We start from the raw sequence: 12988 nt of genomic DNA, 5'->3' as shown, positions 1-12988 counted from the left end.
TAAAATAAGAAAAATAAAATCAAACATTAAAGCAGAAAATATTAACATCGTAATATAAGGTAGCTTAATATTATACCTTATAACCTCTACAAACCTTCCTGATATCAAAGTAATAACCGAAAACATAGAGACGTTGAATAAGTACCTTGATATGTTAAGTTCCCTCTTACCTGTAATATAACCTATAATAAAACCCAATATTGTATAAATAAACTCAAATACAACCGCAACATATACCCCAAAAATAAATATATAAATACAGTTATTGTCTCTGTAAATTCGACATTAAACTCTCCAACATAAAGAAGAGACCAATCCATTATTACAGCAGAAATAACGGCACTCCAAAAACAAAATTATAACTTAAAGCAGGACTAAACTTTGTAAAGGATAATAAAAATACTATAACCCCCAATAAAACTACAAAATACCTAAACCTTTTATTCATTCTACTTCTCCCCAATACTTTAGTATACTTCCTATACAAACATTTTCTTATGCCTTACACCTATAACAAATGCATAAATCGATGTAAAAGCTAAAACTATGGAAAGAACAAAAACGTTATAAACAAACCTTTCGCAGATGAAAGGCTTATATTATAATATTGTGCCAGTTGATTATAAAATTTTTCTCCTTCCCCCAACACAAGTACTGAATTTTTTATTGATGCAACAGAAGTTAAAAGTCCCATAGGTAATACCGATAAAGCTAAAGTCAATCCTGTTGCACTTCTCTTTTTTAACCCCTTTACACCCAGGAATATAGGGAGTATAAAAATTAATGGTAATATTGGTCCAAAATACTGAGGTGCTATAAGCATAAACAAAATAGATGTAATTAAAAAGCTCTAAAAAGATAGCTCAAAGGTTTTAAATTACCCTTAAAATCATAAAGGGCGGCCTCACAATATCTAATATATCCTTCAATATCCACAATATTAGTAGTCTTTAGCACATCTTTCCCCTTTTAATTAATGCCTTATACACTTCGTTATTTATATCTATATCAATACTTGAGTATTCTTGAATCAAAAAGTTTAATTCTTTATTAATTTTACTTTTCTTTTTTTCTCTAAATTCAATTTTTCAACTTTTTCAAGCAAACTCTTTAAAACATTGATCATCTGCATTTTTACACCCCTATAAAATACACCTGTAAATATTAATATATTTTCAGTATATTATAAAAATTAACAGGAATGGTTAGATATATTTTAAACCATTCCTGTATTTTTTCAATTGTTATTTGTTATTTTTTAACAAAGCTGACATTGTAAAATAACAAGCCGCCAGTACTAGTCCCCAGGATATTATCATAAAAGCAAGAGCTCCACCTGACATATTACCCCTCCTATCTAACAACTAAAACTTTGCCTTCTCTTATTTCGTCTACGTATTTTCTCTTTATACTTCTATATGATTGTACAAATCCTATAATCAATACTACAAACATAACAACTCTTGCTCCCTGCACCCAAGGAATAAGTTCTGGAACTTTTTCTGCAAATGATGGAACAAGTTTGAAATATCCTTCATTAGCATAATTAATTGTAGACCATACTAATAATATAACTATATAAACAGGTGCTAAGAATCTTATAAATAGATTGAAGAACCATTTTGGTACCTTCCAGTATCCTCCTCTATTCATTTCTTCAAGGGCTTTATCTCCCATTAACCATCCAGTAACTATAACCTCAAGCAATCCTAAAACAACTAAGAAATAGCTACCTACCCAGTTGTCAAGCTCAGTTAAATAGAATAACTCTGCCTTTTTAGTAATTATACATTCTAATGCAACTGGTAAACCAATTATTATATAAAGTGAAAATACTAATACTGAACCTACTTTTCTCTTTACTCCCATTTCTTCTTCGAGTAATGCAACCAAATAGTTGTACATAGCTATTGCACTTGTAAAGCCTGCAAAGAATAGAAGTAAGAACCACAATGTACCAAACAATCTTCCTCCAGCCATTGTTCTAAATATATTTGGAAGTGCAACAAAGGATAAGCCAACGCCTGCACTTAATCCTTCTGGTCCTAAAAATGCATAACATATTGGAATAGCAATTGTACCTCCAAGTATTACCTCTGCAAGCTCATTTAACGAAACTGTAGCAAGTCCAGAAACAACTATATCATCATCTGGCTTTAAGTATGATGCATAGTTTTGAATTATTCCCATACCAAGTGATAAAGTAAAGAATATTTGTCCTGCTGCTGCAAGGGCTGCCTTTGCATTTAATTCACTCCATTTTGGAGACCAAATGTAATCAAGTCCAGCAATAGGAGTCCAATCTGGTCTAACTGGGGCACTTAATGTAAGAGTCCTTATTATTAGTATAATACCAAATATATATATTGTTGGCATCATTATTTTTGCCCAAGCTTCAATTCCCTTTGTATTCCACGCATAACCGCAAATCCAAGTAAAGCAACTGCAATAACCCAAAATACTATAGACTTACCTGGACTTATTAGATATTCTCCAAAAAAGCCCCTGTTTGAATTGTTTTATCCATATATTGACCTGTTGCAGACATATAAGAATAACCAAGAGTCCATCCAATAATATGGTTATAATAGCTGTTTAATAAAACTGTAACTGAAAAAGCAAACATTCCTGCAATTGCACCTAATATTGCAGCTGTCTTAGGTTTTACTCCCTCTCTTGCTTGAAGATATACCATTGGTCCAAGTGTACCGTGTCCATATTTTCCACCATAACGTCCCTGATTCCATTCAACCAGCATTAATGGAATTCCAAGCATAATAAGTGCGGCAAAATAAGGAATCATAAAAGCTCCGCCACCGTTTTTGGCTGCCTGGTAAGGGTATCTCCAGAAGTTACCGAGACCTATTGCATTACCAGCCATAGCCAAAATCAATCCAAGTTTACTTCCCCAATTTTCACGTCTCTCTTCCATACTAATCCCCCTTTATATGTAATTTTTTATTTATCATAATTCATTTTATTAAAAATTTCAACTACTTTATTACTTTAAATTATGAATTTTTAGTAATATTAATTTTTTAACAAAGTCTTATAAAAACCAAGGAGTAGAGACAAGCTCTACCCCTTAGTTTTTATAATTCAAACTCAACCTTTATGCACTTACCAATAATTTTGAAATTTTTTATGTCTTTACTTTCAGTTTTTATCTCATTGCTTTGTGAAATTAATAACACCTTATTTGCATCAAGTCTTTTTAATTGTCTTATCATTCTCTTTCCTTCCAATTCTATTACATATATCGCATTTGTTTCAAGCTCAGGAGTTAAATATACCATAACCCTATCACCCTTAGCAATTCTAAAACCTCTCATAGAATCATCAGGTGCAATTATGTAGAATACCTTTTCAGCGTTAAGACCCTCAACCTTTTTATCTTTGATTGGCAAATACTTGTAGTCGTATATTTCTTTTAAGTACAGGTCACATACTGGGATTTTTTTAGTATGCTTGAAAAGGCATCCTCAAGTTGCTTGTTTACCTTAATTGGTTCTCTGTACTCCTTTATATTTTCAATAGGCTCCTCTACCTCTTCAAAAGAGAATCACTTAAATTTACATTTAATACCTTTTCAATCCTTTTTATTAAATCTTCATTTGCTATCCTTCTTCCTATCTCTATATCCTGTAAAAATCCTTCTGAAATTCCTACTTTCTTTGCCAATTCCTTTAAAGAAAGATTTGCTTTTGTTCTTTCTTGTTTTATTCTATTTCCAACTCTACTCACAATATCACTCCTTACGCTGCCTTATTTGTAAATAGTATAACAAATTAACCTTTTACTGAAAAGTAAAACTATTATAACAGCTCTGAGAAAATTCTGCAAACTCCATCTATAATTTTTATGTATTTAGGTTCACTATCGAAATATTCTAAATCTACTCTTGTACTCTTTTCTAAATCCTTTTTGAATAAATCATTTACCTTCATTGCTATATCCTTATCATAGATTACAGCATTAACCTCATAATTCAGTTCAAAGCTTCTTATATCCATATTTGCTGTTCCAATAGTACATATAGAATCATCTATTGTCATTACCTTAGAATGCACAAAGGCCTTTTTATTATAAAAATATACCTCTACTCCACATCTTACAAGCTCCTCAAGATATGTCTTTGATGCGTGATATACCAGAAAATGATCATATTTTCCAGGGAAAAGTATTTTTACATCTACACCACTTAGTTTTGCTATTTTAAGTGAATCCATTACACTTTCAGTTGGTACAAAATAGGGCGTTGTTATATATACACTCTTTTTGCCATATTAATCATCTTTATTATACCCTGCATTATTGCTTGATGTTCTGAATTTGGACCACTCTTTACAAGCTGCATTATTTTGCCCTTAGACCTTTGACTTGGAGGAAAATATTTATCAAACTCCCCTCCATAAAAATTCACCATCATCTATCCTTTTTACAGCCATATAGTCATCTATAAATACACCTTGAAGCCCTAAAACAAAGTCTCCTGTAACCTTTATGTGAAGGTCCTTCCAATCACCTATTTTGCCAAGCCCCTATACTCATCCCCTATATTCATACCTCCTATAAAACCAACTTTTCCGTCTATTACAGCTATTTTTCTATGATTTCTGTAGTTAATCTGTGTATTGATTCTTCTAAGGAGCGGTGCAAGAAAATATGAATATTGGACAACATCTACTCCATTTTCCCTTAATTCCTTTATGTATTTTTTAGATAACTTTATGGATCCTACTCTATCCATTATAAATCTAACCCTTACTCCCTCTTTTGACTTTCTTATAAGTAATTCCTTTAATCTATTTCCTATACAATCTGACTTTACTATATAGTACTCTAAATGTATGTGATGTTGAGCTCTTTCTATTTCTCTAAAAGAGCATTAAATTTATCTTCTCCATTGTCATATATTTCAATATCATTGTCTACAAACAAAGGACTATCACTATTATTTGCAAGCAGTTCTGCTAAATATTTATAATCTTCTCTATCAATTCTGTTTATAACTCTGTTTATTAAATCCTTTACTATTGGAGAAAACTCCTCGTTGAGCTTATGTCTTTTCCAATTTCGTCCTAAAAATAAATACAGTATAAGCCCAAGAGGAGGGAATATAGCAATTAAAAGAAGCCACGCAATAGTTTTTTCTGGTCTTTTTCTTTCTAAAATTATGATAGCAGTAAGTACTATAGCATTTATTATAATGGCAGCAGACAATAAATTCATCCTACCACCTCCTTAAATACATTATAACAAAAAATTATTTTTTGTTTTTATTATAGACATATTAGCTATATTTTTATAAAATAAATAATGTTTTTTAATATATAATAGATGATTGCAGAATGTAAAAATTAAAATTGTGGATAACTTTTTGGATTTTACTAAAAAAATCACAAAAAAGAACATGCCAAAAACCTTTGATAAAAAGGCATGCGAAGCATAAATACAAATTTTGGATTGTGGATATGTGGATTAAGCAGGTATTTTAAGAAGTTTTGATATACTTCTTAAATATTCAGGTTTATTTATGGCGTAAGCCAATATTACATTTATAAGTTTAGATATAGCAGTCAAATATAAGTCAGCACGCATTGTATAGGTATTAACAGTTTTAGGTTGCTGTATACAAGGGTTTGATTTTAAAGATGCTATTTCTCTCTCAATACAACAACGTATTGAATAAGTTTTTTCCCATTCCACAGAGTTCCTTATAATACCAGGATAAAGTCTAAAATTTTTATCAGGATAAACATAGGTCATACGACCACTTTTGCTATCAGTACATGGATTTTCACATGTATGATAAGGTTTACCATTTTTATCACGATGTGATTTAGGGCAAGTAAACTTATATCTTAAACTTCTATTTTTGCCTTTACAAGAACCATCAAATTTAAAAGGTTCTTGTGTTAAGGAGCATATAGGAATACCTTCGGTATTATATTCAAGTTCTCCAATTTTTGTATTGGATTGGCTACGAGGATTAAGTGGGATAAGAACTTTTTCAAATTCTAAATGTTTAAATAATCCAAAGTTATCATAACTATCAAATTCTGAATCACCTAAAAAGTTTTAAATTTAAAATTTGAATATTTTTTTAAGTTATTCAAAAATGGTACAATTACTGGTTTCAATGAAGCATTATCATAAAAATATTTTTGTTCTTCAGGAGTAGAGAATTCTTTTTCTACAGATTTATAAAAGTCTTCTTCGAAGAATTTTATGCTTAAAGGTATACCCCAACCATTAGTTAATAATCCAAATTTATAGAAGTAACCAAAATGTCCATTTACGAAATCAAGTCGTATATTTGGGTTAGCTTGAGAATACTTAGGCATGTTTTTATATGCGGCAGCATAGGGATTAAAGTTCTTGTCATTAATAATTTTTGAATATGCTTTTTGCTTATTTATTTCACTTGCAAGTGTTTTAGGATTATTTTCTTTTACACGAGGCTTTAATCCAGATGTATCATATATCAAAATTGAGTTTAAATTTTTATATGGGGAATCAGCAGGAAGAAGATTATTAATATCTTCACATATATCAATAACTTTAGGAACCATAGAATTAAATAAATCTGCGATATCACTTTCAAAAGTAGTTTTAAATCTACTGAAAAAGATTCATCAGGTATAGATTTATAGAAACCACAAAATTCTCTAATTTCAGTAGAAAATACAAGAAATAGATTTAACAACGCAGTTGTAGGTATATGAAATATTTGCATAATTAGCAAAGATGATAATATAGAAGAAAGCTCATATTCACGATTTCTTCCTAAATCTGAATAGTAATGTTCTTTAAAAGAATTAGGGATAAATGTATTAATATCAAAATTATCAGCAAGCAATTTAATAAACCCTACGGGTTGTTTAGTAACCATATTTTTAAATTCAGATACTTGCTCAAAAAGTTAAGTTGCTTAATTTTGCTAATACAAAACATGCTATTCTCCTCCTCTGTGGATAGTTTTAAAGGTTGTTATAATTTAATAATGCCACAGTGGAGGAAAATATAAAAGCCTTATGGCTAAAAAATAGTAAAATCAATGGTTGCAGAATTCTGCAACCGACTATAATATATAAACAAAGGAGGACGGATAGATGAAGATAAACTTAATTGGTGTACCTTTAAACTTAGGTGCAGACAAGATGGGTTCAAATTTAGCCCCAAAAACCTACAGAGAGGCAAATATCGAAAAAATAATAAAATCTATTGGTTTTGAAGTAAAGGATTGTGGTGATGTAGAAGTACTTAAAGTAGATGAAAAAGAAAAATATAAAAGTCATCCAAACCTAAAGTATTTAAACGAAGTAGTTGATGCAAACGTTAAGCTTGCAGAAAAGGTATATAATTCAATATCTAAAGGAGATTTTCCTCTTATTTTAGGAGGAGACCACTCTTTAGGGCTTGGAAGTATAGCAGGAGCAAGTAAAGCAATTGAAAACTTAGGTGTTGTATGGATTGATGCCCACGGCGATATTAATACACACCTTACATCGCCAACAGGAAATATTCACGGTATGCCCCTTGCAGCATCCTTCGGAGTAGGGCACGAAGCTTTAGTCAACCTATATGAAAGTAGAATAAAAATAAAAGAAGAAAATGTTTTTCATATAGCTGGTAGAGACCTTGATGACGGAGAAGTAGCTCTTATTAATAAAAGTAAAGGTCAATTTTATACAATGGATAAGGTTAAGGAACTCGGAATAAAAAGGTTGTAAAGGATATGCTAAACTACTTTAAAGATAGAGTGGATGCTATACACGTTAGCTTTGATTTAGACTCAATAGATTCATTGTTTGCACCAGGAACCGGTACACCAGTTGAGGACGGTCTATCTGTCGATGATGCAAAATATATTCTTGAGAGTCTTGCCTCATCAGGAATGATGTGTTCATTAGATGTAGTTGAACTTAATCCTCTGTTAGATAAAGATAATAAGACCTTAAGTATTGCAATTGAACTAATTAAAACTACTTTAAGTAAATTGAAATTAAGCCTATCAGATGAACTATCTGCATAAAAAGTGCCGTGAAGATTAAATATTAGTTATACTTCACGGCACTCTCTTATTTCTACTTCTTACAATTATTCATAAATTGCTTCAACCTTCATTTTGCCATCTCTACAAGAATTACAAGGTACCTTTTTATCCTCTCCTATTATTATTCTCATATAGTGTCATTACATCTTTACTTCCACACTTTGTACATTTTTCAACAATGTCAACCTTAGGAAAATTCATCCAAGCAACTTCGTGTTCATCCGCAATATCCTCTAAATACCTGCTTTCCCTCATAACCTCCCCACAATTTTTGCACACCTTATCAACCCAAAAACCTGATATACCCCTTTTTCTTGCTTCATCACTCACATTACCAAGTTCATTGTAGTAATGTTCTCTTCCTAAACTGTCTACGTAAAACTCCCTTCCCCATTCAACCTTATTTTCTCTTCCGCAACAGCTGCACTTTAATAATACTGTTTTTCCCATGATATCACCCCAAAGATAAACAATTTTTCTACTAATGTTTTTATATCATAAATATTTTGAAAATTCAATATCTTTTCTAAATATTATAAAAGCATACTACTTATTTTTTATGCAAAATTAACTAATTATTAATGATTTTTTTATACTGAGTAGTATAATGTTTGAAAGGGAGGGTTTGCTATGAAGGAAGAGTTAAAAAACATTTTCCTTGCAGGAGTTGGTTCTGCAGCTTATACTTACGAAAAAGCAACTGAATTAATTGAAAACCTTATAAAAAAGGTCAATTAACTGTAGAAGAAGGAAAAGAACTAACAGAAGAACTTAAAAGAACTGTCAAAGAAAAAACTGAAAAGGTTACATCAGAATTTAAACCGTTAACCAAAGAAGATATGGCAGAGCTTTTAAAGGAAATGAATTTTGCTACTAAGTCCGAACTTGATGAACTAAGAAAGAAACTGGAAGAACTTGAATCTAAACTAAAATAAGCAAAAGGCCTTAAGCCTTTTGCTTATTTAAAAGGAATGATTGTATGGTTAAAAAAATACATTACAGAGATTTAGAGAAATAATTAAAATACTTGCTAAGTACGGATTTGGATATATTGTTGATAGTAAAATAAAAACCAATCTCCCTCTCCTGAAAACTTAAGAAAAGCCTTTGAGGAACTTGGTCCAACCTTTATAAAAATAGGTCAGATTTTAAGTACTCGCCCTGACCTTCTCCCCTATGAATATATTAAGGAATTAGAAAAACTTCAAGATAACGTTCAACAAATTCCCTTTGAAGAAATTAACGATATATTCATACAAGAATTTGGATCACCTCTTAATAGATATTTTTCTTATTTTGATAAAAAGCCCGTTGCCTCCGCTTCAATAGCACAGGTACACCGTGCAAAACTTTTAGACGGCAAAGACGTAATAGTTAAATTTCAAAGACCAAACATAGAAGAGAATATGAAACTTGATATAGAAATACTAAAGAGAATATTAAAGTTTACTAATACAAAGTTCAATGATGCACTTATAAATCCTAAAGAGGCGTTATCTGAAATTGAAGAAGCAACAAAAAAGAATTAAATTTTATAAACGAAGCTAAATCATTGGACAAATTTTATACTAACAACACAAATATTAAATTTGTTTCTTGTCCCTACGTTTACTGGGATCTAACTACCAAAAGATACTCACAATGGAATATATTGATGGGATTAAAATTGATAATATTGAAACCCTATCTAATGAAGGATATGACTTGGATGATATAGGTAAAAACTTGCCCTATCATATTTTAAACAGATTTTTACTGATGGTTTCTTTCACGGAGACCCACACCCTGGAAACTTAATTATAAAAGACAGCAAAATTTATTATATCGATTTTGGAATTGTAGGTTGTTTTTCAAAGTCTATGAAAGAATCCCTTAACGAAGTTATTCTTTCTATAGCCTTTAGGGATATAGACAAGATGATTACTGCCCTTTTAAATATAGGTATTAAAAGGGTTATATAAACAGAAGTAAACTCTATGAAGATATAGATTATCTATTTGCAAGTTACCTAACAACTTCTTTAGAAAACCTTAAAATATCTCAAATGCTTGAAGAAATATTTGAGGCCGCAAAACGAAATAATATACGACTTCCTAAGGATTTAACTCTTTTGATAAGAGGACTTGTTATACTTGAAGGGGTTGTTGCTAAAATATCCCCAAATATAAAGATATTAGATATTGCTATTCCCTTTGTTAAAGAGCAGTATCCTTCTAAGATTTTTCCAAACTTTAATGATTTAATCTTCCAAATTATCAACTTAAATACAGAATTAAAATCATTACCCCACAACCTAAACAGATTACTGAACAGTGTTAATGCTGGTAGAACTAAAGTTCAACTTGAACACAAAAATTTATCTAAACCCATATATGAACTTCATAAAATGGTAAATCGCTTAGTTTTTGCAATAATAACCTCCTCTTTAATCATAGGTTCATCCTTAATATTAAATACAAACATTGGACCTAAAATATATGACATCTCTATCTTGGGCGTTACTGGATATATTGTAGCGGGAATACTTGGACTGTGGATTCTTATATCCATTTTAAAATCAGGAAAAATATGAGGGCTTAAAGTTAAGCCCTCATACTACAATTATATGCATTTTTGCTTTATCTCTGGATTTGTACTATCCTTACAGCTTATTGTTAAACTTGCTATACGCGTTCCTATGCAAACTGACTTCTCTAAACTATACCCACTTATTAGTCCATATACCGTTCCTGCAAAGAAGGAGTCCCCTGCACCTGTTGTATCTATAACATTTACTGGTACTATATCAACGTGTCCTTCTTCACCAACCTCAGCATCATAAAAAACAGAACCTTTTTTACCCATCGTAACAACTATCTTCTTAAGACCGTTCTTTGTAAGTTCCTTACAAGCCTCTAAAACTTGTTCCTTTGTTTCAAAGGTTCTTTCAGCTATAAGTTCAAATTCAATGTTATTGCATATTAAGCAATCAAGTCTATTAAAAAGATGTTTGTTTCTCTTTACTACATCAAGATGACCTATTACAGCATAAACCTTTTTATTATATTTCTTTGCTATGTTTATTATTTTTTCAATATAGCTTGCTTCAAAATCAAGATCTAACACAACACTATTACACGCCTTTATAATTTCTTCAGCGTGATTGTCAATTATATCATATAGATATTTTAAGTTTGGTTGATGTGATACAGAGGCAGCAATATCTCCCTTCTCATTTAGTACAACAAGCCACATTCCCATACCATCTTTATCTACAATATCCACATACTCTGTATCTATTTTTTCATTTTTTAGCCTTGCTAAAACCTCCATACCAAGTGCACTATTATCTACAATTGATACAAACCTTGACTTAAGTCCCATATAACTAAAATTTTCAACTACATTTCTTGCTACTCCACCGTGTTTAAACTTCACACTCCCTATATTTGTCCCCTTTGGATTTAATATATCTCTTGGAAAACCCTTTATATCCACAAAAACCGCACCAAAAACAGCTACATCAAATACTTTTTCCACGATATTCGCCCCTTCTTTTAATTTTCACAAAAATAAATTATATCAATTATAAAGGAATATTGCAATTATTGTCGAATTTTTTCATAATAATTATATCATTATTTTTGGAGATGATACATATGGAACCATTTAAAGAAATAACACAAATTGGTAATAAAATATTACCTGTAAAGATTTTTATAACAGAACTTTCACCCTCCTGTACTTATGTGCCTCCCCACTGGCACGAATTTATTGAAATAATCTATTTTTTACAAGGAGATGCAAAGGTTCAGATAAATAGTTCCTACTACGATATTAGAACAGGCGAAATAGTTCTTCTTAATAGCTTAGATGTGCACGCTGTGTATGGTTTTTCAAAGTATCTTGTACTTCAATTTGACACAACCATTGCAACAGACCTCCCTATTGAGTTTAATAAGTTATTCCCCTTTAATGACGATAATAAAATAATAAGACAAAACAAAAATTATATAGATTATTTAGAAACAATAAGACACTATATGGAGGATATCATTAGCAAATACAATACAAAACCCTTAGGATTTGAAATTGATATAAGGGGAAGTATTTATAAAATTTTAGCAGCTATTATTGCATATTCTCAAACTACTTCTAAGAACGAACCTTCATATAGAAAGCATAAAGAAAATCTGCAAAGATTGGAAAAACTGTTAAGATATATTGATGAACATTACAACGAAAACATAACTATAAATGATGCTGCAAATATTCTTAATTTAGCACCTAATTACTTTTGTAGGTTCTTTAAAAGCACAATGGGAAAAACCTTTTTAGAATATCTTAATTTCTACAGATGCTCTAAAGCTGAAATGTTAATTAATACAACTAATATACCTATTACAGAGATTGCACTTTTGGTAGGGTTCTCAAGCATAGCCTATTTTAATAGAGTATATAAAAAATATAAAGGTCATAGCCCTTCCATCGAACGTAAAAAGATAATTTTGTACAAGTAAAAGATAATATATAAATAGCCACTTCCTTCTTATTTAGCTAAAATAAATCTGTAATCAACATTATAAGGAGATAATTAAATATGATTAAAAAGGTAAAAAAGTAAATAAAAATATATTATTCTACTTATTGATTGAACTATTTATAGGAATATTTTTTGGTTTTTATTCCTTCTTTTAGGACCTTATATCTTATCAAAGGGATTAAACGAAAGCTTTTTAGGTATTGTAACTGTCACACAAACAATAAGCTTTGCTCTATTTGCTTATATAGTTGGTATAATATCTAAATACCTAAAAGACAAATATATATTTGCCCTAACAGGTTTACTTTGTCTTTTATCAAGTATACTTTATATGTTGTCAAATGGAAAACTATCTATATTATTAGCTGCATCCATATATGCAATGGGTATTTCTGCAATAGTCGTAA

12 protein-coding genes and 4 pseudogenes are annotated in these 12988 nt (G+C 30.5%); 6 read left to right on the top strand and 10 right to left on the bottom strand.

The window, feature by feature from the left end; all coding sequences use genetic code 11:
* Positions 1–544 precede the first annotated feature (544 nt).
* The 8 genes and pseudogenes from PL321_RS09000 to PL321_RS08965 all read right to left on the bottom strand — a co-directional run bounded on the left by PL321_RS09000 (position 545) and on the right by PL321_RS08965 (position 6575).
* A complete protein-coding gene (locus PL321_RS09000; RefSeq protein WP_273964239.1) occupies positions 545–823 on the bottom strand; it encodes a hypothetical protein in 279 nt (92 codons plus the stop codon).
* 530 nt (positions 824–1353) lie between these two features.
* On the bottom strand, positions 1354–2457 hold the full coding sequence (locus PL321_RS08995) for a sodium-dependent transporter (RefSeq protein WP_273964238.1): 1104 nt from the start codon (positions 2455–2457) through the stop codon (positions 1354–1356).
* Between the two features lie 25 nt (positions 2458–2482).
* The gene (locus tag PL321_RS08990; protein WP_273964237.1) at positions 2483–2932 is read right to left on the bottom strand and encodes a hypothetical protein; all 450 of its coding nucleotides are present in this window, start codon (positions 2930–2932) and stop codon (positions 2483–2485) included.
* Positions 2933–3092: 160 nt separating this feature from the next.
* On the bottom strand, positions 3093–3407 hold the full coding sequence (locus PL321_RS08985; RefSeq protein WP_273964236.1) for a S24 family peptidase: 315 nt from the start codon (positions 3405–3407) through the stop codon (positions 3093–3095).
* A 136-nt stretch (positions 3408–3543) separates the two neighbouring features.
* Positions 3544–3744, bottom strand: coding sequence for a helix-turn-helix domain-containing protein (locus PL321_RS08980; RefSeq protein ID WP_273964235.1), 201 nt, complete (start codon positions 3742–3744; stop codon positions 3544–3546).
* A 71-nt stretch (positions 3745–3815) separates the two neighbouring features.
* A pseudogene (gene cls / locus PL321_RS08975) lies at positions 3816–5232 on the bottom strand (cardiolipin synthase).
* Positions 5233–5481: 249 nt separating this feature from the next.
* The gene (locus PL321_RS08970) at positions 5482–5769 is read right to left on the bottom strand and encodes a hypothetical protein (RefSeq protein WP_273964234.1); all 288 of its coding nucleotides are present in this window, start codon (positions 5767–5769) and stop codon (positions 5482–5484) included.
* A gap of 302 nt (positions 5770–6071) precedes the next feature.
* The gene (locus PL321_RS08965) at positions 6072–6575 is read right to left on the bottom strand and encodes a hypothetical protein (RefSeq protein WP_273964233.1); all 504 of its coding nucleotides are present in this window, start codon (positions 6573–6575) and stop codon (positions 6072–6074) included.
* Between the two features lie 540 nt (positions 6576–7115).
* Here PL321_RS08965 and rocF point away from each other — a divergent pair.
* Positions 7116–8038, top strand: a pseudogene (gene rocF / locus PL321_RS08960) (arginase).
* A 126-nt stretch (positions 8039–8164) separates the two neighbouring features.
* Here rocF and PL321_RS08950 read toward each other — a convergent pair.
* On the bottom strand, positions 8165–8509 hold the full coding sequence (locus PL321_RS08950; RefSeq protein WP_273964230.1) for a hypothetical protein: 345 nt from the start codon (positions 8507–8509) through the stop codon (positions 8165–8167).
* A 180-nt stretch (positions 8510–8689) separates the two neighbouring features.
* Between PL321_RS08950 and PL321_RS08945 the strand changes: the two are divergent.
* The 4 genes and pseudogenes from PL321_RS08945 (at position 8690) to PL321_RS08920 (ending at position 10631) form a co-directional block, all read left to right on the top strand.
* Positions 8690–8994 (top strand): annotated as a pseudogene (locus PL321_RS08945) (phasin family protein).
* A 195-nt stretch (positions 8995–9189) separates the two neighbouring features.
* Positions 9190–9588: an AarF/UbiB family protein gene (locus PL321_RS08940; RefSeq protein ID WP_337961143.1), complete on the top strand. Its 399-nt coding sequence runs from the start codon at positions 9190–9192 to the stop codon at positions 9586–9588.
* 23 nt (positions 9589–9611) lie between these two features.
* Positions 9612–10020, top strand: a pseudogene (locus PL321_RS21260) (lipopolysaccharide core heptose(II) kinase RfaY).
* An 83-nt stretch (positions 10021–10103) separates the two neighbouring features.
* A complete protein-coding gene (locus PL321_RS08920) occupies positions 10104–10631 on the top strand; it encodes a hypothetical protein (RefSeq protein ID WP_273964228.1) in 528 nt (175 codons plus the stop codon).
* A 29-nt stretch (positions 10632–10660) separates the two neighbouring features.
* On the opposite strand, the gene PL321_RS08915 is transcribed toward PL321_RS08920, so the two are convergent.
* Positions 10661–11578 carry a carbohydrate kinase family protein gene (locus tag PL321_RS08915; RefSeq protein WP_273964227.1) on the bottom strand — a complete coding sequence of 306 codons (918 nt, stop codon included), beginning with the start codon at positions 11576–11578 and terminating at the stop codon, positions 10661–10663.
* A gap of 119 nt (positions 11579–11697) precedes the next feature.
* On the opposite strand from PL321_RS08915, the gene PL321_RS08910 reads away from it, so the two are divergent.
* On the top strand, positions 11698–12558 hold the full coding sequence (locus PL321_RS08910) for an AraC family transcriptional regulator (protein ID WP_273964226.1): 861 nt from the start codon (positions 11698–11700) through the stop codon (positions 12556–12558).
* Positions 12559–12988: the final 430 nt, after the last annotated feature.

This window comes from Caloramator sp. mosi_1, assembly GCF_028622835.1.
Taxonomy (GTDB): Bacteria; Bacillota; Clostridia; order Clostridiales; family Caloramatoraceae; genus Thermobrachium.
The sequence above is the reverse complement of the archived record's forward strand: the minus strand, read 5'-3'. Positions and strand labels throughout refer to the sequence as shown.